The following is a 23542-nucleotide window of genomic DNA, read 5'->3' on the forward strand; positions in this document are numbered from 1 at the left end:
TCATAGTGTGATTCAAATCACACTATTGCAAATTGTAATAAATCGTTCAAAAAGTTATTGCAATAATATGACGGCACCTACCTAGTTTTCTTAGCATATGATACAGAGTAAATTATTGGAAAGAGAGGGAATGATGATGTCATCCATTCATCCGAATGATAATAATAATTCCAAAAAGCCAGTACCTGAACCTTTTCGCGAAATCGTAAAATCAATGAATGACTTTTTAACAGAAAAACCGATTCGGGGATTTTTACAATCCATTGATGATTTTTTCAAAACTCCTTTTCCTGTTGGAGCAGGATTTCATGTGGACAAAGTAGAAACAGGAACAGAATATATTATTACTGCTGAACTCCCAGGTATTAAAAGGGAGCAAATCAACTTAAATATCTCAGGCAACTATTTAACAATATCAGTAGAAAATACTGAGTTAGAAACCGAGGAAAACGATCAAACTCTTTTTTACCGCCGAAAATCTACTCGACAGCAATCATCAAGAACTATTTCCATTCCACATGTGATTAATGAAAAACTGATTAAAGCTTCCTACCGTGATGGTCTATTACAAATCCGCATCCCGCAAGAAAAAGGGAAAGTTATTGAGATAGACGATTAGCAAACCAAAGCAAGTAATGTGATTCAATATCTTGCGAACATGCAAAAAGACGGCTTATGTGGCCGTCTTTTATTACGCTTTAAAAAATCCGCCGAACCCTTTTACTAGCGATGACACTTGGTTTACTGCATTCATCATTTGTCCTGCTGTATTTACCATCTTATTTAGATCCACTGACCCATCCTGTGACTTGAAGGAATTCATAAATGATTGCACACCGCCTGGTTGTTTAGCCATAACACTGTTTTTTGGGTATGGATTCATCATTGGATATCCATTCATTGGCATATAGGCTTGCTGTTGCATCATCTCGTCCTTTGGTTGCAATGGGTTTTGAAAAAGGAACTGAGCATCTTTTTGTGCACCTTGCTGATTTGAATATGGCACATTTTGCGGACCGAAACCTCCTTGATAGCCTTGACCATACATCTGGATTGGTTGAGAGTAATATGGATTTTGTTGTTGATATGCCATCCAATCATTGTTTTGCGACTGGTTATGGTATGGTATAGGTTGATTTCGATACAATTGTTGTTGCTGGTTCCATTGCTGATTCATCGGAACTTGATGCATCATTTGCCCCGAGTATCCATAATGAACGTGATTATTTGGTCTTTTATTTCCAAACATGGGCAAACATCTCCTCTTTTTATATTCTCTATTACACATTATGAAGAATATCGAGGAAAGGTGATTCACTAAAAACAATTAGCAATGTCAAAATCACAGGAAATTTGTCTAAAGTTTAAATATTTTAAAAACTAGAAATCCTTTTATTTCGTGGTACGATTTAATAAAGATGAAGGAGGAGCTAATTATGGACATTCGTGAATTAAAAAGCAAATTTATTCAAAGTCGGGATTACACTACAGATGATGTTAATGCTTTAATGGATTTTGCTAAGAAAGAATATATTCATAATGAAATCAGCATTACTGAATATCGTCTTCTTGTCCGTGAACTTGAGAATCAAGGCGCAGTTATACCTGAAACTGATAATGAAAACTCCCTCATCCAAAATTCATAATGTAGACAAAAGAGATGCGATATGCATCTCTTTCTATTTATTAACTTCCTTTATTATTTCTAAAAGGAAGTATTCGACTGTACGGTGGGAATTTAAAAATCGTGATTTGCTAGTAGCCGGGAAAAAAGATTGAATCGAGAGTTGTTCAATGTGTTCCGAAGTTGTATCTATTTGCTTGAGATGCAAGTGTTTGTGATTTGTCGTTGTTAGCCATTTCCTCATCGCACTTTTCCACTCATCATTAATTAGTTTGACTTCATTAGCAAATGGCTTAATGACCACGTGAAAATCGTAGGATTTTCCAGTTTCTCTCCCCTCTTGATAGTACTTTAAGAATAAGTGGTTATACTGTAAAAGTTTCTCCGTTAACTGAAATATTTCTGTAGACATTTGTTTGTTCCCTTCTCATCAGCAAAAATAAAAAAGTAGCATAAGTGTTTCCATGCTACTCTTAATCATTACGATCCATTTTAGCGTTAATTAAAATCCTAATTCAAGTTTTAAGGGTTGATGACTTAATGTAGAATCCGAAAACTCTCCATCAGCAAATGGGTCTGTACTTGCACACTTTCGTTCAAGTTCTGACAGTCTTTGAACTGGTTCTACTAATTTTTGTTCTTCCTCCCGGTTTAAACTAGTGCGAAGATCGGAGAATGATGCTTCAAGAACCGACTCCAATTCTTCCAATTGATCGTAAATACCTGTCAGCATCATAAGCAGTTTTTCCTTTTCGGACAATGCCTTATTCATTTTCAAAACCCTCCTCGCGATTATCTATTAGGTATTATTCTCTTCCTTTCATCTGCCTCCTCCCTCCTTGACAAAACTAGAAGAAGTTCGTCAAAGAAAGTGTCAAATCTGCATGATTCTAATCCCTTTCGACAAGACCTTTTACCGCATGAAAAAATGGAAAACGGCACATGCTAGGATAGGAGGTGTTTTTAATGTCTAAAAAGAAAAATCAACCAAACAAATCAACACAATCTGAAGTTGAAAAAAAAACAGGCTATGGTGATAAAAAACTTGAAGGACCAAATCGTCCCGCTGAGTGAAAATCAGACCAAAAAGCAAGGAGACCTTTCCTTGCTTTTTTATTTCCATTTTTCTAACTGTAATGTCTTTTGGAATGATACTAATAACTGCAGTTGATTTAATTTAGAAAAATACCAGTCCGTAAGATGGATGGGGTGCCGGTGATGGACAGGAAAATGCAACCACATAGGTGAAATTTTTCGTTGCTTACTCCAATCTTGATACTGATTCTGATGATGTTCTATGATAGGAAAGGTCGTTCGTAGCAATGGCGTTTTTCTACCAGTCTTTATTTTAAAATATTGTTCATAGTCATTTCTTGAACCTGTATGGGTCGTCTTCTCGGCAAATTCAAAAAAATACGGAAACAACCGGGGTTGAAACAGAATATGTGCTAGCCTTTTCCCTAAGTTGATTCTTTTTGATAAAGTCTTAAATCCATTTACACTAGCGCCATACACTTCTCCACCACAGGTTGGAAACAGGACGCAACTGAAATGAAGCCAGTCTTGGAAGGAAAAAATCAGGGAATGAAATACCTTTTTTTTATAAACAGGATGTTCAATGACAGGAGTTTGGATTACATTTTGCTCATTGATAATTAATGCCGTGGTTAACCTTTGTTTATCGTTTCCCTTCCAAAAATGCTGCCATTCTTTTTGAATAAATGCAGAAACATTTAAATAAGGAAGTAAATGAAACATTGGTCGATTTATTTTCGTCGAATATTGATAGAGCAATAATTGGGGAAACACATCATGAAAAATGAGCCAGTTTGCTCGTTCATATGTTAGGAAAAGTTGTTTTCTCATGTTGGCATCCAAAAGGCGGGGGAAAATGGACCCTTCTAGATCACACATATTCCATCCCCCATTTCTTGATACCATACTCGCCAAAAATGACCAAATAATATCTGGATGGTTTTTAAAATAGGTAAAATAGGCGTCCGTTCTTGAAATATTATCTTTATTTCTTTTATTTGTTTCCTTTAGTATTTGACGAATGATTGCTTGTTCCTGTATCGTAAGATGATTCATATTCATATTCTTCTTCCCTCAATTTTTAGTAGTGTAGGAGTAACAAGATTTGAGCCCTTTTTTACGAAAAATGAATCATGCTTATATTGGTCTTTAACGTTACAATTATAATTAGAGTGTGTAAACAAATCTATTTTATACACACCCATTTCGTTAAGATTTGTTATGATAAGGGATAGCTTGAGAGGTGTATAACATGACTGTAAACTATCCAAATGGAAAAAAGTTTAAACCGAAAGAACGTGAGAGTGAATTTTCGATCAAAGCGAAGAAAAATGGTTCCTACAGCAACAGAGGTATGACACTTGAAGAAGATTTAAATGAAACCAATGAATATTACCGGGAGAGAAAAATTGCTGTCATACATAAAAAGCCTACACCGGTTCAAATCGTCCAGGTTGATTATCCGAATCGTAGTGCTGCCGTTATAAAGGAAGCCTACTTTAAATTAGCATCGACTACAGATTATAACGGAGTGTATAAAGGAAAGTATATAGATTTTGAAGCAAAAGAAACCCAAAACCCCACTTCATTTCCCTTAAAGAATTTCCATCAGCATCAGATCCAGCATATGGAAGAGGTTTTGAACCAGGGTGGCACTTGCTTTGTTATTCTTCGCTTTACGAGATTTGAGCACGTTTATTTACTTGAGGCTAAGCATCTATTGATGTTTTGGGAGAGAATGAAGAATGGGGGCAGAAAATCAATGACAAAAGAAGAAATTGAACAAAATGGTCATCATATCCCGCTTGGATTTCAGCCCAGAATTGACTATATTAAAGTAATAGATAGACTATAAGATAAGGTCTTACCATCCATTGGTCCAGGAACTTACTATTAATTGAAGAAGCGTAGTGTACTTTCTTATCATTGAGAAAGTAGAAAGGAAGGAAGTTTATTATGTCTGACCAGTATCAATCAAGAGAGGAGCGCCGAAAGCAACTCCAATCCAAAGGTAAGCAAAAGCCAAAAGCTAAGAAAAAATCCGGAGGCCTTTTCAAAAAAATCTTTCTTAGTCTTGTGGTCCTCGGGATCGTTGGAATACTTACAGGATTGGGTACTTTCGCCTATTTAGTTAAGGATGCTCCCAAACTTGATCCAAAATTATTAAAAGATCCCATCCCATCGAAGATTTTAGATAAAAATGATAAACAGATAGCCGAAGTTGGTGCGGTAAATCGAGAATATGTAAACTATGAGGATATCCCAAAGGTCTTGGAAAATGCGGTTTTAGCAACAGAAGATTATCGCTTTTACAAACACCATGGAATCGACCCAATTCGTCTTGGTGGTGCCGTTCTCGCTAATTTTCAACGAGGATTCGGAGCAGAAGGCGGCAGTACCATTACGCAACAAGTGGTTAAAAATGCATTTTTAACCCAGGAAAAAACATTAAAGCGTAAAGTACAAGAAGCATGGCTCTCCTATCAGCTCGAACAGCAATACACAAAACATCAGATCTTTGAAATGTACGTAAATAAAGTATACGTATCTGAGAATAGTCATGGACTTGCTACTGCAGCAAAAATCTATTATGGAAAACCATTAAAAGATTTAACCTTAGCCGAGGCGGCACAAATCGCTGGTATGCCGCAAAGTCCAAATAATTATAATCCCTTTACACATCCAGATTTGGCGGAAAAACGACGCAACATTGTCTTAACGTTAATGGAACAACATGGATTTATTACAAAACAAGAAATGGAAGATGCTAAAAAAGTTTCTGTTGCAGCGACAGTTTTGAAGGAAGATCAACGAACAGTTGATGTAAAGCCTTTCGATTCTTTTGTGGATGCTGTCATTGATGAAGTAAAGGAAACAACGGATTTTGATATTTTCACAGATGGTCTAACCATTCATACGACGTTAGATAAAGATGCCCAAACCTATGTTTATAAGATGCTTAATTCATCCGAAATCATTAATTATCCTGATGAAGCTTTCCAAGCAGGAATTGCTCTTCTAGATACGAAAACAGGTGAAATACGTGCAATCGGAGGTGGTCGGAATCAACAGGTTAGCCGTGGATTTAATTATGCCATAGACCTCCAGCGGCAGCCTGGATCCACGATCAAGCCTATTCTTGATTACGGCCCAGCGATTGAATATTTGAATTGGGGCACGTATGAGATGATCGAGGATAAACCCATCACGTATTCCTCTGGGAAGAAATTTGGAAACTGGGACCAAAATTATAAAGGACCCATGACGATTCGTTCTGCATTGCAATTATCGCGAAATTCGCCAGCCGTTCAGGCCCTTCAACAGGTTGGTCTCGATAAGGCGAAAGATTTTGCCGTGAATCTAGGCATCCCGTTAAAAGAGATTTACGAATCTTATGCTATTGGAGGATTGGGCGGTAAAACGGTAGGTGTGTCTCCCCTTGAGATGGCTGGTGCCTACTCGGCATTTGGTAATAACGGTTTTTATAACAAGCCACATGCGGTTAAGAGCATAACCTTACGTGACGGAACGGTGATTGAAACAGCACCTGAACCAAAAGTGGTGATGAAAGATTCTACTGCCTTCTTGGTTACCGATATGTTAAAGAGTGTACTCCAATCTCCTGGGACTGGAACGAAGGCTAGCGTACCTGGACTTCCGATCGCTGGTAAAACAGGAACGACAAACTATACCGATGATGAATTAAAAACATTGAATATAAAAAGTAGTTCCGTACCTGATGCTTGGTTCACTGGCTACACAACCAATTATACTGCCTCAGTATGGACCGGCTACGAGAGCCGAAAAACACCAATTACGGCAGTTGGAAACAATCAAAGAATCGCACAGTTAATCTTTAAGAATTTATTGGCTTATATGTCTAAGGATGTCGATACTCCTGATTTCACAATGCCTAATAGTGTGCAAAAAGTTAGAATTGAAAAAGGGACAATGCCACCAGTGTTGGCCAGTGAATTTACTCCTGATAGTCAAGTATCTATTGAATATGCTGTTAAAGGTCATGCCCCTAAGAAGGTATCTGAGAAGTATAATAAGCTTGGTGCACCCGGAAATCTCTCAGCCAAGTTCGACCCAGTTAATAAAAATATCACTTTATCGTGGAATTATAATAATCCCACAAACGAAAATATACAGTTTGATATCACAATAGACAATCCTTCACAACCGAAGCATCTGGTTCAAACTGAAAACAGTTTAACGATTCCAGCTACTCCTGGAGAGAAATACAATTTTTCTATTTTTGCCTTGAGTGGGGATAAAAAGAGTGATCCTGTTACTACTTCAATTGAAATACCAAAAGAGGAAGTAGATAATGACCAAGGAGATCAAAGTGGGAATGGTAACGAAAATGAGAACGGTAACGGTACCGGTACCGGAAATGAAAATGGGAATGGCACCGGAAATGAGAATGGTACTGGAAATGAAAATGGTACTGGAAATGAGAATGACAATGGCAATAGTGGAGGTAATCAAGGCGGGACCACTCCACCTGCTACTCCCGTCACACCAACAGGTGGACAAAACACCGGATCGCGGGAAAATGAATCAAACCGATAATATAAGAAAAGCGCAAGGCGCCCGCCTATCAGGGACCAGCACAAGACGCGCCGGCGGGAAGGTTGTTCTTTAACCTTCTCGACGGATTGGCTTGTGACCTCGAGCCGATGGCGCCTGGAGCTGGACAATTATCAAAGTCAAAATTTATGCTTTCCTATCTGCTAAAAAAATCGTCTAGGCATGTGGCCTAGACGATTTTTTTATGATAGTACTTTTCACAAATTGCTTTTGTTGTTCCACCATTAGTTCAGAAAGTTGGCGATAGGAATGATATAGATTCGGCCTAGAAATAATAAAACTCAATCTTTCTTCAATATTAACTGGTTTAAAATGAAATTGATGGTATGGAATCTGCTCAGATTGTGATGGGGTTTCCTCATTTGTAAAACACAAAAATTGTTTGAATATGGAGATTCCCTTTTCCATCCATTCTTTTACATTGTTGTGGTCACGCTCCCGGAATAAAGGCTCAATTTGTGCCTTTATTCCTTCCCATTCCCGTAAAATATTTTCAACTGTCTCTGCTCGTCTATCCATTGACAGTGTCCTTCCCCTTCATACGTTTTTTTCCTTCTCTACATAGCTCTAGTAATGGACAAGTTGTACACTGTGGATTTTGAGCTTTACAATGATAGCGACCAAAAAAAATCAACCGGTGATGGGTTACCGACCACTCCTCTTTAGGTACCTTTTTCATTAACGTTTTCTCTACTTCTAGTACAGAATCCTTCCACCGGCATATACCAAGGCGCTTACTCACTCGTTCCACATGTGTATCAACTGCTATTGCCGGAATGTCATAGGCAACTGACACGACGACATTCGCTGTTTTCCTACCTACCCCTGGTAGTTTCGTTAGCTCATCCCGATCCTTCGGGATTTCTCCGTTATATATCTCTAAAACCATTCGACAAAGGCTTTGTATATTTTTAGCTTTATTTCGGTAAAGTCCAATAGAACGAATATCATTTTGAAGTTCCTCAAGTGGAACCTTTAAATAATCTTCTGGTTTTTTGTATTTTTGAAATAAATCTTTTGTCACCTTATTCACGAGGACATCCGTACATTGCGCAGATAACGAAACAGCAATGACCAGTTCAAATGGATTCGAATGATTCAACTCACAATGAGCTTCTGGAAACAGCTTGCCCATTTCATCTAGACAATAACGGACTTGCGAATTATTTAGCAAACCAATCACCTACTACTTTATGAAATTGCTCTGTTAAACATGGCTGCTGACTTAAGCCCCAATCACCTTAGGAACAAAATTAACCATGTGCTTGAACAGAGCCTATGAAATAAAATAAACAAGAAAAAAACTCTCGTTTCTATATTTTTTCCACCAACAACAATAAAAAGACTCCCAATGATGGAAGTTTCATCTTATTGCTCCAACCAGTTGTAAAATGGGACGGCAGATTGATGTGTTTCGTCTTTGACATGTCCTTTTGGAGTTTGTTTTTGACGAAATTTTTGACCGTGGTTTTTCGCTTGTTCAAGGGTGTTAATTCCATTTTTCTTCCATTCAAAGAGAATTCTATCAATATAGCGAAAGTTTAATTTCCCTGACATAACGGCTTCACGTAGAGCAGCTTTGATAATAACCGGATCATGGTGATCGTCATCCATCCACATTCCAAGAGATTCACATTCGAACGGGGATAAGGGGCGGCCAAATTCCTTTTCAAAACAAGTATAAAGATCTGTTTCATCCGACTTCTTTTCGATTTGTTTGGTAACTTTATTTTTGAGTAAAAATTGGTCCACTAACTTTTCCCAAAAGGGGTTTACTGAATATTTTTCGAATCGGATACCATCATTAGAATATAGATCAATAATTTCTAAAAAGCCTTTTTGAATTAATCTTCTAAGCAATTCGTTACAGTCTGAGATTGAAACTGTCATTCTTGTTGAAAGCTCTTCTGGTGTAGGAAATTCATTTCCCTTTTCGATAAAGGATAGGATATTTAGTAAGAGAACTAACTCAGTTTCATTCAATTGGAGATTTCGATATTCGGAAATTAATAATGTTGGAATCGTTATGGTCCCTTCCTGGAGCCATGCTAAAATATTTGATTTCATTCTTGGACACCTCCTGATTAGTATAACATGAACATTCTATTCGAGTAAGAGTAATAGGCATCCATCTTTGGAAAGGAAATCAAAAAGCCTGCATTATGCAGACTTTTTGTATCTTATTTATGAAAAAATATCTTTTCTCTGTTAAATTTGAATTCTAGCAGCCACAAACTGGTGAATCCTGTTAACTGCTTTTTCTAATTGTTCTAAAGATGTTGCATAAGATAGGCGAATATTTTCTGGTGCGCCAAAGCCTGAGCCAGGTATAACCGCAACCTTAGCTTCTACCAGTAATGCCGTTACAAAATCATCCACTTGGTTAAAGCCTATCATTTCACTAGCCTGCTTCACATTTGGGAACAAGTAAAAAGCTCCTTGGGGTTTTACACATGTAAAGCCCGGAATAGAAACCAATTGATCATAGATAATTTCCAACCTTTTTTCAAAGGCTTGACGCATTTCTTCTACCGGCTCTTGAGTACCATTATAAGCTGCGATAGCGGCGTACTGGGCAGTAGTTGTTGGATTTGATGTACTATGACTTGCAAGATTGGTCATTGCCTCAATCACCTGTTTATTGCCGGCTGCATACCCAATTCTCCAGCCTGTCATAGAATGCGATTTTGAGACTCCATTTATTACAATCGTTTGCTCTTTAAGGTCTGGAGTAAGTTGTGCGATGGAAACATGCTGTGCCCCAAAGTAAACAAGCTTTTCATAAATTTCATCCGAGACAATGAAGATATTTTCCGCTACACATATTTTCCCCAACTCTAAAAGTTCTTGAGCAGTATACAAGACTCCGGTTGGGTTGCTCGGCGAATTAATGATAACAGCTTTTGTTTTGTCTGTTATGGAATTTTTTAATTGGTCAGGGGTAATTTTAAAATTATTTTGCTCATTTCCCTCGATATAAACAGGTACTCCACCTGCTAATTTGACTTGTTCGGGATAACTTACCCAATAGGGGGTAGGAATGATTACCTCATCACCATCGTTTAAAAGAACCTGAAATAAGGTATATAGAACGTGCTTTGCTCCATTACCAACGATAATCTCATTGGGTTTATAAGTTAGCTGTTGATCCACCTCAAACTTATTGATAATCGCCTTCTTTAATGCCGGTAACCCAGCCGATGGGGTATATTTTGTATGTCCCTCATTCATCGAAGTTAATGCGGCATCAATAATATGTTGAGGCGTATTAAAGTCAGGTTCACCTGCTCCTAACCCTATGACATCCTCACCTTGTTCCTTTAATTCCTTTGCTTTTGCGGTAATTGCTAACGTTGATGATGGAGTTAGTGCCATCACCCGATTTGCTAGTTTCACAGCCATCCCTCTTCCTCCCATCTCAAACCACTCTATAGATTTTCAATTTTCTTAAGCCACTCTCCAGTTTCGAAGTGAACATAGTAATAATTTATTAAATTATTTTCAGAACGATAATAAATTTCCCATAATGGAATATTTTTTTCCATTCCAAGTCGAACTGAAATAATTTCCTTTGGATTTTTTTCTTGCTGTAATTTTTGTATCGCTTCCTCTTTTGAAATACCATCTGTTGCCTTTTTCACAAAAATCTTTTTACTGCTTTCAGGAATCCAGACAATTATATTTTCATTCTTGCTATTTTTCCCTTCAATCACATTAACTGTTTCTAGGCCATTATAAATATGAAAATCCTGCACCTTTTGCAATTGAATTTCCTCTTTCGCACGTGCAACAGCTTTCTTTTCTGCAGCCTTAACAGGATCTAAGGCAGAAAAATAGATTTTTGTCCCAATCCCGATTATAACAACTATAAATATTACAAATCCAATAATCCATTTTTTCATTCAAATCACTTCTTTATGTACGATATATGGTGAAAATTGCTTTACTTTGATCAGCTTTATCAAGGGCAAGTCCAAACATGAGATCTTTTTGTTTTAAAGTTCGATTTAGCGCATCAACAATTTTATATAAATCCGAACTATATTGAATTTTAACTGTTGATAATACTTCTATTTTACTTTCCATCCATATTTCTCCTTTTTCATACAAAAACTTTGCATTGTGAAGAATCTTTCTCATAATTATAACAGGATAGAACACAATTTGCTGATAATCTTTTTCAAAACTTGTGATTTTTTTATTAAGGTTATCGCATTATTCTTCGTCCTCTCCATGGACTGTGATGACTTCATAATTGGTTTTTGTAAATTTTATCGTAACCGTTCCATGATTTTTTGGTACATACACTTCTGACCATATCCCATGCAATTCATGAAGTAATTTTTCATTTCGTTGATTCTTATCCGCGGCAAAAAAAATAGAAATTTCTGGATTAAGTGTCTGAATTAATTGATCAGATAGTGCTTTTTCATGAATACTATATGGGATTTTTAATACATGGATATCCTTAAGATTCTTCTTTAGAAGCGTTTGCTCCGAACGATTGCTATAAGAAGTCATCAAAAAAATGTGGTGCCTATGAAAATTCAACAGCAAATCCATCCCTTCATTTTGTTCATTTCCACTGAACTGAACTTCTGCAACTAACTCAGGAAGGAGTTCTTTCTTTGTACCTTCTTTCCAAATATGGAGTGGAATTGGGGTTGCTTGATCCATCTGCTCTGTCAATTGGCTTAAAATGACAGGAGTCGTGATGATTTCCTTAATATTATACTTATCGATCAGCTTTTTCAGGTCATTGTATGAAGGGTCTGAGCCATCATTTGTTAGCATTAGGGTTGAAATTTCTTTCACATCATAAAGTGAAAGCCATCTTTCTAGTTCTCTAATGGTTCCCTTCCCACCAATATTAACCAAAATCGATTCACCATTTGGGCCTTGAATTAATGTCGCTTCGCCTACAGAAAGACCTAAAAAAGTCACCACTGCTTGATGATCGTGAATGTTTAAATCAATATTCTCAACTTGGCTAGGTAAAGATGATTCAGCACTTGCCATCATGCAGTTAGGAATAATAAGAGCCAAACAGAAGAGCAATATTTTCATACACTGGCCTCCCCTGAAATTTTTAGGGTGTGTCATCTCCAAGTATTATCATAACCAATTATGAATAAACTCCACTAATTCATCCATTATTCCTTTTTTAACTGGTACTGAAGGAATCGATTTTAAAAAGGCCTTTCCATATTTTGTTGTCACGATTCTTCGATCAAATACGATTATAACACCACGATCTGTTTCTGTTCGTATTAAGCGGCCAAATCCCTGTTTAAACCGGAGAATGGCTTCTGGAAGCGAGTATTCAGAGAAGGCATTTCCTCCTTGCTCAACAATTAATTGGCATTTTGCTTCTGTCAATGGTTCACCTGGTGGACTAAATGGGAGACGAACGATAACAAGACAGGACAAATCCTCTCCTGGGATATCAACCCCTTCCCAAAAGCTGCTTGTCCCCAACAATAGGGCCTTCTCATAACGCTGAAAATTCCTTGTCAATCTTGTCCGGCTGCCACTTGTAATTCCTTGGGCAATCAAGACATATTCATTAAGGAAACCACTTTCCTTTATTAATTCATACGTTTTCTTCAGCATATCATTGGCTGTGAATAGGATAAGCATCCTTCCTTTTGTCGCCTCAGCAATTGTGATAATATGTTCCGTAATAGCGATCACATATTCATCCAATGTCACACTATTAATTTCCGGCAAATCATCGGGGATGAGAAGCTGAACTTGATTCTCGTATTCAAATGGAGACGGAATCGTCATTTGAAGGGTTGTGTCAGTATCAAGTCCGATTTCCCTCATGATATAATCAAATGAATGATTAACTGATAAGGTTGCAGATGTTAAGACAACTGCTTTTTTTGTTTGAAAAAATTTCTCCTTTAATTGTTCTGCCACTGTTGCTGGCTGGGCCAAAAATGTTGTAATATTTTGCGGAGACCGAATATCCATTTCAATCCATTTAACATCTTTCGTCTCCGCCATAAAACAACTAATCACAGTCTTTCGAAGCTGCTCTAATTCATTTGAAAAACTAGAAATTTCTTCAATTTTAGTCACTTCCACAGTCGTTAATAGCGGTTTCTCTTGTTGAATCCAGTCAAGACGTTTAATGATTGCAGAGTTAATATCCTTTAGTAAAAAAACAAACCTCTCGGCACTGTGGACAAGTGCCTTCTTTTCCCTTCCGTTTTCTGATGAAGAAAACCGCGCTTTTATCCGGTTAGGTCCCTTTTTATTAGAAATCTTTGTCTTCGCAAAAAGGGCAATCAATTTAAAGAATTCATCCATTTCATAGGTTGCGTCTACCACCAGTTGATTTAACTCAGATCGTTGAAGCAAATTTGCGGCATGTTTTGGCATAGTAGAAAGGAATGTTTCCAATTCATAAAAGAGCTGTTTTTGTTCGTAAAGACCCAATTGATTTATTAGTAGCCGTGTTGATAGATAATCCAAAGAATAGCCAAAAAACTGACTTGCTACTTTTTCAAACTGATGTCCTTCGTCTATCACGACATAATCAGAAGCAGGTAATATCGATCCTTCCCCTTTTAAATCACTTAATAGTAATGAATGGTTGGTAATGATAATGTCAGCATTATTTGCTTTAGATTTTGCTTTATAATAAAAATCTTTTTCTTGCCATTCTTGATTTTGTTTATAAACATTCGGTTCATCCTTAATCTTATTCCAAAAAATTTGACCGCCGCTTGACAGATTCAATTCATCCTTATCACCGGTTTCTGTTTCAGTCAGCCAAACAAGAATTTGCATTTTGGTTAACGTAGTATCATAATTATCGTTCTCTTCAAGTAGCGTTTGATGGAACTTTGCTAAACTTAAATAATGATTCCTGCCTTTTAGGAGGACCGAACTAATTTTGAAAGGCAGGATAGTAGCTAATAGTGGGATTTCCCTTGTCAAAATTTGTTCTTGAAGCTGAATAGTATGGGTACTAACTATTATTGGCGTCTTTCGCTGTTTGGAAAAGTAAGCGATGGGCAGTAAATATCCAAGTGATTTACCAACACCCGTTCCAGCCTCTATTAATGTATGCTTTTGACTTTTAAAGGCGTTATAGACCGTGTCCATCATCTTAAACTGTCCAGACCTTTTCTCATAAACTTGAAAGCCATGTTTGATGACCTCTATTTTATCCTCTTCACTTAAAGGGTACTGTACCTCTTTTTGCTCAGTGTGAGGATCATCTACAACGACCACTTTCTTTAAGGCCATTTCTTTAAAAATCTCAATTGAATCTGGTATTTCCTCTTTATGCTTGTGTAATCTTTGATTGATTTCATCTAGAAGCTGTTGCAGATCACTTTTTAGTCCTCCGGCCAACTGGCATAGTTGTCGACGGGTTATGTACGGTAATAAGGTTAATTGCTCTAACATGATCAAGAATAATTCTGCGGTCACCAATGCATCACTATCAGCCTGATGGGGGCGATCATGTTGTAAGTTTTCTTTTTCTGCTAAATCGGAAAGTTTATAACCATCAGCGGTGGGATAAAGGATTCTGGCCATTTCAACTGTATCTAAAACAGATCCATAAAACCCTTCGCATCCAGCTTGAAGTAATTCTTCTTGAAGAAATGATAAGTCAAAAAGTACATTATGTGCGACAAAGTATGCTCCATCTAGCAAGGCTTTCACCTTCTCTGAAATATCACAAAACAATGGTGCATCCTTTACCATATCATCATTAATTCCTGTCAATTCCTCAATAAATACAGGTATGGGTTTTTGTGGATTGATAAGTGAAGAGAATTCTTCTGTAATTTTTCCATTTTCAATGACAACCGCAGCAAATTGAATTATTCTATCGCCTTTTTTTGGAATGTTTCCTGTGGTTTCCAAATCGATGACAACAAATTTATTTATCATTTTATAACACCCCAAACTTTCATTCATTACACGGTATCACATAAGTCTTAAAAATGTAAAAGAAAAAAAACTTATATGGTTCAAATTCTACCATTGTCTCGACAAATTTAAAATAAGCCTCGCGGAAAGCGTCCACTCGCAGCGCAAATCTAATTAGACAGTTTTTACTATATTATATTTTTAAATAAAAAAATGACTGTAGACAAACTTGATATTCCTTGAGTTTGTCTACAGTCTTAAATCCCTAATTATTTGGGTTTTACATAATGGTTAGTGCTGGTTCTGCATGGAGAAGTTCTTTAATCTGGTTGTTTTCATCCATGATCGCTACTTTAGGAGTATGTGTGTTGACCTGTTCTGCAGGCACCAGTGCATAAGAGATGATAATGACGATATCTCCTGGTTGGACAAGTCGTGCCGCCGCACCATTTAAGCAGATAACCCCGCTCCCTCTTTCACCAGGAATAATATATGTTTCCAGTCTGGCACCGTTATTGTTATTGACAATTTGTACCTTTTCGTTTGCGACCATTCCTACAGCATCTAATATATCTTCATCTATCGTTATACTGCCGACATAGTTTAAATTAGCCTCTGTTACTGTTGCGCGATGGATTTTGCCATTCATCATCGTACGAAACATGTGTATTCCTCCTCTGCTGCCACTTTCTAATCTATATGAATAATAAAATTATCTATTAAGCGAACCTTAGAAAATTTTACTGCAAGAGCAATGATAATGGTACCAGCTAATTTTTCCAATGGCTTTAACTGTGGATAAGAAAGTACTTCGACATAATCGATTTGTCCATTAGAATCATTAGAAATCACTTCGCTAACCAAGTTACTAAGTCTTGCTGGGCTCCGTTCCCCTTTATCAACCGCTTTTTTAGCCATTTGCAAGCTTTTAAATAGGACCGTTGCTTGCTGTCTTTCTTCCGGGAGTAAATTGACATTACGTGAACTTTTGGCAAGGCCATCTGGTTCGCGGACAATATCAACCGCTGCTAATTGAATGGGAAAATGAAAATCCGTGATTAACCCATCAATCACAGCTACCTGTTGAGCATCCTTTTTCCCAAAATAGGCTCTAGTCGGCATCATAATATGAAATAGCTTCGTAATCACCGTTGCAACGCCATCAAAATGCCCTGGGCGTGATTTGCCACACAATACATCCGTCCTTTCTTGGACAACCACTTTAACGGACGGTTCATGAGGATACATTTCCTCCACTGACGGATAAAATAGGTAATCTGCCCCTTCTGCTTCTGCTAAAGCACTGTCCCGATCAAAATCACGAGGATAAGTAGAAAAGTCCTCGCTAGGACCAAACTGTAAAGGATTGACGAAGATGCTGATGACGACAATATCATTTTCCTTTCTCGCATGAGAGAGCAGTGTTAAATGACCTTCATGGAGAAATCCCATTGTTGGGACAAAGCCAATTGATTTCCCCAGTCCCTTTTGTTTGCTAATTTCAGTCTGCATATCCTTTATGGTAGTGATGAGCTTCATTTGTTACCTCCATAAAGTACTTTTAATTCTTCATCCTTCATGGTGAAAGAGTGTTTATCTTCCGGAAATTGCTTGGATCTTACCTCATTGACATAGGCCTGAATCGATTCAAGCATAAATGGATTAACAGCATGATATTGCTTCACAAATTTTGGAACTCGCTCGACACCATACCCTAATATATCATGATAAACGAGCACCTGTCCGTCAACATTAAGTCCTGCCCCAATTCCGATGACAGGGATAGTGATCGACTTTGAGACTTCCTCAGCTAGTTGCTTCGGCACACATTCAAGAACAAGCGCAAAAGCCCCAGCTTCGGCTATCCTTTTGGCATCATTAATTAATTTTTTAGCCGCTTGAGCATCTTTTCCTTGCACTTTATAACCGCCTAAAACCCCCACAGATTGTGGCGTTAACCCTAAATGTCCACACACCGGTATGCCTGCCTTTGTCAAAGCAGCGATATTGTCAATGACTTCATCTGCTCCTTCAACCTTAACCGCATGTGCTCCCGTTTCTTGGATAAGTCTTCCCGCATTAAGTAAGGTATCTCGGACGGAAAGATGATAGGTTAAAAACGGTAAATCTGCAACGATAAATGTATCTTTTGCTCCTCTCTTAACTGCTTTCGTATGATGAATCATATCCTCAAGAGTGACTGGGATGGTAGAATCATATCCTAACACGACCATTCCGAGTGAATCACCTACTAAGATAAGGTCAACGCCGCCCTGTTCAGCTTGTTTTGCGGACGGATAATCGTAGGCTGTAAGCATGACGATCTTTTCATTTTTTTCCTTCATTTTCAAGAAATCCGTTGTCTGCTTCATTATTTTCCCTCCTTTTGATATGGGAGAGGTAATAAAACCATTTGCAAGCAAATAAAAAAAGATCCTTCTGAAGGCAGAGGATCTTTATTACTCATTGCATGTTCCATCCCTCTGTCCCGGTCCGTAGTACGGATCTAGGCAGAAACCTTTTTAATTGTCATTTTTCTACAAAAAGGTGCAGTTCTAAGAAGATACTGCCCAAGAAAATTATAGCAAATTTCAAGAAAAGCGCAAGCATAAACGGCATATGGATTGAACCGCATAACCGATCTTCATACCTCTATATCAGCTGAATAAATATGGTGAACAAACCCAGTTTCGTCTTCTAGCTTTAATACACCTTCATCGGTGATTCCTAATGCCTTACCCTCAATTACATTTGTTAAAGTTCTTGCTTTCAAATTTTTACCCAAACTGATTGCATACCCTTCCCATAAAAGCTTTATTGGGAAAAAACCCTGTTCTAAGTAAAGCAAATATAACCTTTCGAAGTTCTTGAATATACAGCGGATTAATCCAGATCGAGAGATATCCTCCCCTTTTTCAATTGAAAGTGAACTGGCCTTATCTTGTAATTCACTTGGAAAATCATCCATCTTTTGGTTCACATTAATGCCAATCCCAATAATGATGGAATGGATTCGATCCGCTTCAGCTTGTAATTCCGTTAAAATGCCCGTTACTTTTTTTCCGTTCAATAAAATATCGTTTGGCCACTTTATTTCAGTCTGCAGGCCCGTTTCCTCTTCGATTGCTTGAACAATTGCCACAGCTGTTAAAAGTGTCAATTGAGGCGCATTGTTAAGGGGGATATTAGGTCTAAGAATTAAACTCATCCAAATGCCAGTATATTTTGGAGAATACCATGTTCGGTTCATTCTTCCCTTCCCTGAGCGTTGTTCTTCCGCGATGATTACGGTTCCCTCTGGAACATTCTCACTGGAAAGGTGATGAGCAATTTTTTGTGTAGATTCTACACTCTCTTCATAATAAATGTTGCTACCGATAATATTCGTAGTCAAGCCAAGTCTGATTTCATCTGCTGTTATACTTTCCGGTGTTTTTATAATTCGATAACCTTTATTTCTAACTGCCTCTAATTCAAAGCCTTCTTTTCTCAATTCCTCTATATGCTTCCAAACAGCCGTCCTTGAGCAGCCAATTAATTCGGCTAAATATTGTCCAGATAAAAAGGCTTCACCAGCATTTGTAAAGGCATCGAGCAGTTTTTTTCTTAGTTCTGACTGCACGTCATTAGCCACTCCTTAATTTTCTGTTTATCGTTCATTACTACACCCATTAATATGGCATACTCAATTTTCAAAATGGTCTCTTTTAACCATGGTCCACCATGTCGTTGAAACCATTCCATTAAATCCCCACCTGTAACAGATATGTCTGAGCGCTGTTTAATGGGAAGGGCATCATAAAGGTTCAACCATTGTTGTTGAGACTGCAACCCAGTCAAACCTTTTATCACATCGTGAAGTTTTTCAGTTGAGGTTACAGTATTCCTGCCAGCGGTATATAAATCATAAACAGACCATTCTTGTTCGAGTCTTTTTTCTAAATACTCGACGATCTGCTGAATTTCCTTTATGTCTTTAACAGGAAGGCGCCAGTTTCGCAAAAAAACCTCAATTGCTTTTCCGTGTAAATTTAGACAAAATAGAAGTAAAGACCACATTTCTTTTTTACTTAGGTTCTTTGTATTATAAGCCATCAATCCTTCAATCAGCTTTTTCTGATTTTCTAAACCTGGTAAAAAAGAAAATAAATTTGTTTCCAGTAAGATCTCCATTGCCTTATGACAATTTTCACCAACAAGTAACTTTTCAAACTCAACTCGCTTCCGTTCTATCGCGATATTTTGCAGTAACGGAACTAGCTTTGTTAATGCCTTTAGTGTATCAGCTTCTATCGAAAAGGAGAGCTGGCTGACAAATCGAACCGCTCTCATTATTCGCAATGCATCTTCTTGGAAACGTTCAGTAGCAGAACCAACCGTTTGAATCATCTTTTCTTTAATTGCAAGCTGGCCATTAAATGGATCTATGAGCGTCCCATAGCGATCCATCGCCATAGCATTCATGGTAAAATCTCTACGCTGCAAGTCCTCATTAAGATTTCGTATAAACGCGACCTCTTTTGGTCTGCGATAATCTTGGTACTCTCCTTCTGTCCGAAAGGTCGTAATTTCATAGGAATGATTATGAATTAAGACCAGAACCGTTCCATGCTCAATCCCGATATCAACCGTTTTTGGAAATATCTTTTTTACTTCCTCTGGTGTTGCTGACACAGCAATGTCAACATCACTAATCGGCCTTTTCAAAAGGTAGTCTCTCACAGATCCCCCTACAAAATATGCCTCGTAGCCAGAATCCTCAAGTCGTTTTAACACAGGTATGGCTGATAAAAAAGGTTCATTCATTTCTCATTCACCTTAATTCAGCAGCTTCCAATAAAGCTGCTCATATTGTTCGACAATTTGATCTGCCTTGAATTTTGTCTTAACTACCTCTAATGACTGCAAAGAAAAACGTTGATGAAGGTCGCAATCATTTAAAAGAGAAATAGCCTTTTGAGAGATATCATCAATATCGCCTACATCACAAATATATCCTGAAACGCCATGTTCAATCACTTCTGGCATTCCGCCAACATTTGTCCCGATACAGGGAACGCCACATGCCATCGCCTCTAAAGCAACTAGGCCAAAGCTTTCTTTTTCCGATAGTAACAACATCAGATCACTAATAGAATACAATTCCTCGAGATTCTCTTGTTTGCCTAGAAAGATGACCTGTTCCGCAATTCCTAGCTGTCTGACTAATTTACATACAATGGTCATTTCCGGCCCGTCACCTACCAATAATAATTTTGCAGGCATGAAAGCGGATATTCTTGCAAAGGTATTAACGATATCCGTTACCCTCTTAACCGCCCGGAAATTTGAAACATGGATAATTACCTTTTCCTCATCTTTAATCTGAAGCTGTTCTCTTAAGGATGTTGTATCGATCTTATGATAGATCCGTTCATCAATAAAATTATAAACCGTTTCAATCTGCTTATCCGGATTGATGAGTTCATAGGTTTGATTAACCAACGCATTAGAAACTGCCGTCACGGCATCTGATTTTTCTATTCCAAATTTTATCGCATCCGTCAATGATGGATCGTATCCTAATACAGTAATATCGGTACCATGTAAAGTGGTAACTATTTTCAAATCTCTATTTGACATTTGTTTGGCTAGGATGGCACAAACTGCATGGGGAATTGCATAGTGGACATGCAGAATGTCCAATTTCTCCCGGTTTGCTATCTCAGCCATTTTACTTGCCAAAGCTATATCATAGGGAGGATATTGAAAAACAGAATATTGATTTACCTCAACCTGATGGTAGTGGATATTATGGTACATTTTATTTAGGCGAAATGGGAGACTGGAAGAGATAAAATGGATTTCATGTCCTTTTTCAGCCATCATTTTTCCTAATTCTGTTGCCACAACCCCAGAACCACCCACGGTTGGATAACAAGTAATTCCAATTTTAAGCTTCTTCATTCATTATTCTCCCATCAAATCATGCTTCAAAAGAAGCGGTACTTTTGTCTTGAAGCCCTCTGCAAAGGAGACTCCCACCATTTTTCCAAACATTCTTTCACGTGCCTCCACTGTCTCAATATAGCCATTTACGAGCGGCGTATTATAACTTTGTTCAGATAACTCAAATTGACTTTTATAGGCACGTAATGCAGCAAGTTTTTTTTCGATAAATAGGGAGATATCAACGGTAAAATCCGGTTGATGGAAACCATTTATCATATAAAAATATAGTTTTTCGACGCGGTGCGGCTCGTTATTTTCATCCGTTTTATATTTTTTTACACCAGCAGAAAATACGGCCTCCTCAACGAGTCGTGCGCAATTTCCATGATCTGGATGACGATCTTCAAAATAAGGTGCGAACACAATTTTTGGCTTGGATGCACGAATAATACTTGCTACCTGTTGTATGTACTCTTCTTTAAGAAAAAGGCCTCTATCTGGGAACCCAAGTGAGCTGCGCGTAGAGACCCCTAAAATTTCAGCAGCCTTTCCTGCTTCTTCTTTTCTTAACGCTACATTCCCATTTGAGGATAGATCCGCATCGGTTAAATCACAAATACCAATTTGCTTACCTTCTGCAGCCAATTTCGCAATTGTTCCAGCCATGCCAATTTCTACATCATCGGCATGGGCACCGAAAGCTAAAATATGTAAATTCTTATCGTTCATTAATGTCACCATTCTTTTTAACTACATTTCTCCATTCTAACAACCCTAGTTCAAGTCCTCTTATTAATAATTCAGCTGTCCCCATATTCGTTGCAAGCGGAATAGCATAAACATCACAAAGTCTGACAAGGGCAGTCACATCTGGCTCATGGGGCTGAGCGGTTAAAGGATCACGAAAGAAGAAAATGGCGTCCATTTGATTTTTCGCAATCATAGAGCCTATTTCTTGATCTCCACCAAGTGGTCCGGAGTTAAATCGTGTCACGTTTAATCCTGTTGCCTCGTTAACTCTTAATCCAGTTGTCCCTGTCGCAAACAGTGTGTGTTTAGCAAATATCGCTTGATAGGCTGTTACAAATTGAACTAAATCATTTTTCTTTTGATCATGAGCGATTAATGCAATATTCATAAACTGACCCCTAATCTAATATATTTTCAAGTCCATAAACAAACGTATTTTGCTTCATGACGGTTTCAACAGCAACCTTTACTCCAGACATAAAGGAGCCACGGTGATAGGAATCATGCCGAATCGTAAGTGTTTGCCCATCGGACCCGAATAGAACTTGTTGATGAGCGATTAATCCTGGTAAGCGGACAGAATGGATATGCATACCATCGAAATCCGCTCCTCTAGCACCTTTTATGGTTTCTTTTTCATTTAGATGACCTTGTTTTTTAGTTTCTCTCACTTCGGCAATCATTTCTGCTGTCTTTACAGCAGTCCCAGAAGGGGCATCAAGTTTTTGATCATGATGCATTTCAAGGATTTCAACATCAGCAAAATATTTTGCTGCCAGTTGCGAAAACTTCATCATTAAGACAGCACCAATAGCAAAATTGGGAGCAATAATACAGCCTAAGTCTTTTTCAGTACAATTCTGTTGTAACTCCATTAAATCTTCTTTCGAAAAACCCGTAGTCCCTACCACTGGACGAACATTATATGCTAAGGCAGTTCGTGCATGATGCATCCCCACTTCTGGTGTTGTTAGATCTATTAGGACATCAGCCTCAACGTTTTGAAGGCACTTTTCGATTTTCGAATAAATCGGCACATTAGAAATGGATTGAAAGCCTTCCACATCACTCAGCATCATTCCATCATATTTATAGTCAATAACGGCAACTAGGGCAAAATTTGCTGTGTTTGTGACCAATTTAACCGCTTCACTCCCCATCCGACCACGAGGACCAGCAATGATAACTTTAATTAAATTCATTTTTCTTCACTCCATTTTTTCTTGATCTATTCTTGTCCAACGGTTCTTATCTCGAGAGTTAAATTTATTCATGACATAATCATGAGCTTCTTCTAAATCAATATTTAAGGCATTGGCAAAGCAGATGATGACAAATAAAAGATCTCCAAGTTCTTCTTCAATTGCCTTTTCTGTCTCTGTCGATTTTTTCGGTTTCTCACCATAATAATGGTTCACTTCCCTTGCCAACTCTCCAAGTTCCTCAGTCAATCTTGCAAGCATGGCAAGAGGACTAAAATAGCCTTCCTTAAATTGACTTATATATGTATCGACTTCATCTTGAAGGTCCTTTATCGATTTCCCATTTTTCATATTACCTCACCTCATTTTTTAGGAATCTCTACAATCCAAAATAATTATATTCCTTTTTTATGTTAGCTAAATTAAGCCTGTTTTACAAATGTTTTCGACTCATATTGACTCTTTTCCACTTCAGATTGCTCTTGATATTATTATTCGATATAATTAG

Annotated in this window: 26 protein-coding genes; 4 read left to right on the forward strand and 22 right to left on the reverse strand. The window is 37.7% G+C overall.

Annotation, left to right across the window (positions count from 1 at the left end; translation table 11 throughout):
* Nucleotides 1-133: 133 nt before the first annotated feature.
* Nucleotides 134-619 (forward strand): Hsp20/alpha crystallin family protein, encoded by a 486-nt coding sequence (locus TY15_RS12855; RefSeq protein ID WP_306454197.1) that lies wholly within the window; start codon nucleotides 134-136, stop codon nucleotides 617-619.
* A 72-nt stretch (nucleotides 620-691) separates the two neighbouring features.
* Here the strand turns inward: TY15_RS12855 and TY15_RS12860 are convergent, their stop codons facing one another.
* Nucleotides 692-1249, reverse strand: coding sequence for a YppG family protein (locus tag TY15_RS12860; RefSeq protein WP_040208411.1), 558 nt, complete (start codon nucleotides 1247-1249; stop codon nucleotides 692-694).
* A 187-nt stretch (nucleotides 1250-1436) separates the two neighbouring features.
* Between TY15_RS12860 and yppF the strand changes: the two genes are divergently transcribed.
* Complete coding sequence (yppF, locus tag TY15_RS12865) at nucleotides 1437-1646, forward strand: YppF family protein (protein ID WP_040208410.1); 210 nt, start codon at nucleotides 1437-1439, stop codon at nucleotides 1644-1646.
* Between the two features lie 33 nt (nucleotides 1647-1679).
* Here the strand turns inward: yppF and TY15_RS12870 are convergent, their stop codons facing one another.
* The 3 genes from TY15_RS12870 to TY15_RS12880 all read right to left on the reverse strand — a co-directional run bounded on the left by TY15_RS12870 (nucleotide 1680) and on the right by TY15_RS12880 (nucleotide 3715).
* On the reverse strand, nucleotides 1680-2036 hold the full coding sequence (locus tag TY15_RS12870; protein ID WP_040208408.1) for a DUF1798 family protein: 357 nt from the start codon (nucleotides 2034-2036) through the stop codon (nucleotides 1680-1682).
* A gap of 90 nt (nucleotides 2037-2126) precedes the next feature.
* A complete protein-coding gene (locus TY15_RS12875; RefSeq protein ID WP_040208407.1) occupies nucleotides 2127-2396 on the reverse strand; it encodes a hypothetical protein in 270 nt (89 codons plus the stop codon).
* Nucleotides 2397-2737: 341 nt separating this feature from the next.
* Complete coding sequence (locus TY15_RS12880) at nucleotides 2738-3715, reverse strand: DUF2515 domain-containing protein (protein WP_042374544.1); 978 nt, start codon at nucleotides 3713-3715, stop codon at nucleotides 2738-2740.
* Nucleotides 3716-3911: 196 nt separating this feature from the next.
* Here TY15_RS12880 and recU point away from each other — a divergent pair, with 196 nt between their 5' ends.
* Nucleotides 3912-4514, forward strand: coding sequence for a Holliday junction resolvase RecU (gene recU / locus TY15_RS12885; RefSeq protein WP_040208404.1), 603 nt, complete (start codon nucleotides 3912-3914; stop codon nucleotides 4512-4514).
* Between the two features lie 101 nt (nucleotides 4515-4615).
* Nucleotides 4616-7237, forward strand: coding sequence for a PBP1A family penicillin-binding protein (locus tag TY15_RS12890; protein ID WP_040208403.1), 2622 nt, complete (start codon nucleotides 4616-4618; stop codon nucleotides 7235-7237).
* A gap of 174 nt (nucleotides 7238-7411) precedes the next feature.
* On the opposite strand, the gene TY15_RS12895 is transcribed toward TY15_RS12890, so the two are convergent.
* The 18 genes from TY15_RS12895 to TY15_RS12975 all read right to left on the reverse strand — a co-directional run bounded on the left by TY15_RS12895 (nucleotide 7412) and on the right by TY15_RS12975 (nucleotide 23385).
* A complete protein-coding gene (locus TY15_RS12895; protein ID WP_052353770.1) occupies nucleotides 7412-7774 on the reverse strand; it encodes a YpoC family protein in 363 nt (120 codons plus the stop codon).
* On the reverse strand, nucleotides 7767-8429 hold the full coding sequence (gene nth / locus TY15_RS12900) for an endonuclease III (RefSeq protein ID WP_040208400.1): 663 nt from the start codon (nucleotides 8427-8429) through the stop codon (nucleotides 7767-7769). Before nth ends, TY15_RS12895 begins: the two co-directional genes overlap by 8 nt.
* 194 nt (nucleotides 8430-8623) lie before the next feature.
* Entirely contained in the window at nucleotides 8624-9322 is a 699-nt protein-coding gene (locus TY15_RS12905; protein ID WP_040208398.1) for a DnaD domain-containing protein, read from the reverse strand.
* 141 nt (nucleotides 9323-9463) lie between these two features.
* Nucleotides 9464-10651 carry a pyridoxal phosphate-dependent aminotransferase gene (locus TY15_RS12910; protein WP_040208478.1) on the reverse strand — a complete coding sequence of 396 codons (1188 nt, stop codon included), beginning with the start codon at nucleotides 10649-10651 and terminating at the stop codon, nucleotides 9464-9466.
* A 32-nt stretch (nucleotides 10652-10683) separates the two neighbouring features.
* A complete protein-coding gene (locus TY15_RS12915; protein WP_040208397.1) occupies nucleotides 10684-11157 on the reverse strand; it encodes a cell wall elongation regulator TseB-like domain-containing protein in 474 nt (157 codons plus the stop codon).
* A gap of 13 nt (nucleotides 11158-11170) precedes the next feature.
* The gene (locus tag TY15_RS23675; RefSeq protein ID WP_074432810.1) at nucleotides 11171-11341 is read right to left on the reverse strand and encodes a YpmA family protein; all 171 of its coding nucleotides are present in this window, start codon (nucleotides 11339-11341) and stop codon (nucleotides 11171-11173) included.
* A 129-nt stretch (nucleotides 11342-11470) separates the two neighbouring features.
* Entirely contained in the window at nucleotides 11471-12322 is an 852-nt protein-coding gene (locus TY15_RS12920; protein WP_042374540.1) for a ComEC/Rec2 family competence protein, read from the reverse strand.
* Nucleotides 12323-12370: 48 nt separating this feature from the next.
* Nucleotides 12371-15172: an ATP-dependent DNA helicase DinG gene (dinG, locus tag TY15_RS12925; RefSeq protein WP_040208396.1), complete on the reverse strand. Its 2802-nt coding sequence runs from the start codon at nucleotides 15170-15172 to the stop codon at nucleotides 12371-12373.
* 259 nt (nucleotides 15173-15431) lie between these two features.
* Nucleotides 15432-15815: an aspartate 1-decarboxylase gene (panD, locus tag TY15_RS12930; RefSeq protein WP_040208394.1), complete on the reverse strand. Its 384-nt coding sequence runs from the start codon at nucleotides 15813-15815 to the stop codon at nucleotides 15432-15434.
* A 26-nt stretch (nucleotides 15816-15841) separates the two neighbouring features.
* Nucleotides 15842-16690 (reverse strand): pantoate--beta-alanine ligase, encoded by an 849-nt coding sequence (panC, locus tag TY15_RS12935; protein WP_040208393.1) that lies wholly within the window; start codon nucleotides 16688-16690, stop codon nucleotides 15842-15844.
* Entirely contained in the window at nucleotides 16687-17523 is an 837-nt protein-coding gene (panB, locus tag TY15_RS12940) for a 3-methyl-2-oxobutanoate hydroxymethyltransferase (protein WP_040208392.1), read from the reverse strand. The genes panC and panB overlap by 4 nt, the downstream gene beginning before the upstream one ends.
* Nucleotides 17524-17795: 272 nt before the next feature.
* The gene (locus TY15_RS12945) at nucleotides 17796-18773 is read right to left on the reverse strand and encodes a biotin--[acetyl-CoA-carboxylase] ligase (RefSeq protein WP_040208390.1); all 978 of its coding nucleotides are present in this window, start codon (nucleotides 18771-18773) and stop codon (nucleotides 17796-17798) included.
* The gene (locus TY15_RS12950) at nucleotides 18758-19957 is read right to left on the reverse strand and encodes a CCA tRNA nucleotidyltransferase (protein ID WP_040208388.1); all 1200 of its coding nucleotides are present in this window, start codon (nucleotides 19955-19957) and stop codon (nucleotides 18758-18760) included. The genes TY15_RS12945 and TY15_RS12950 overlap by 16 nt, the downstream gene beginning before the upstream one ends.
* A gap of 12 nt (nucleotides 19958-19969) precedes the next feature.
* Nucleotides 19970-21097 carry an N-acetyl-alpha-D-glucosaminyl L-malate synthase BshA gene (gene bshA, locus TY15_RS12955; protein WP_040208386.1) on the reverse strand — a complete coding sequence of 376 codons (1128 nt, stop codon included), beginning with the start codon at nucleotides 21095-21097 and terminating at the stop codon, nucleotides 19970-19972.
* Nucleotides 21098-21100: 3 nt separating this feature from the next.
* Nucleotides 21101-21811 (reverse strand): bacillithiol biosynthesis deacetylase BshB1, encoded by a 711-nt coding sequence (gene bshB1 / locus TY15_RS12960; protein ID WP_040208383.1) that lies wholly within the window; start codon nucleotides 21809-21811, stop codon nucleotides 21101-21103.
* Entirely contained in the window at nucleotides 21801-22220 is a 420-nt protein-coding gene (mgsA, locus tag TY15_RS12965; RefSeq protein WP_040208381.1) for a methylglyoxal synthase, read from the reverse strand. The genes bshB1 and mgsA overlap by 11 nt, the downstream gene beginning before the upstream one ends.
* A 10-nt stretch (nucleotides 22221-22230) precedes the next feature.
* Nucleotides 22231-23034, reverse strand: coding sequence for a 4-hydroxy-tetrahydrodipicolinate reductase (dapB, locus tag TY15_RS12970; protein ID WP_040208378.1), 804 nt, complete (start codon nucleotides 23032-23034; stop codon nucleotides 22231-22233).
* Nucleotides 23035-23040: 6 nt separating this feature from the next.
* On the reverse strand, nucleotides 23041-23385 hold the full coding sequence (locus TY15_RS12975) for a nucleotide pyrophosphohydrolase (RefSeq protein WP_040208377.1): 345 nt from the start codon (nucleotides 23383-23385) through the stop codon (nucleotides 23041-23043).
* Nucleotides 23386-23542 lie beyond the last annotated feature (157 nt).

This window comes from Neobacillus jeddahensis (assembly GCF_000612625.1).
In the GTDB taxonomy this organism is placed as follows: Bacteria; Bacillota; Bacilli; order Bacillales; family Cytobacillaceae; genus Neobacillus; species Neobacillus jeddahensis.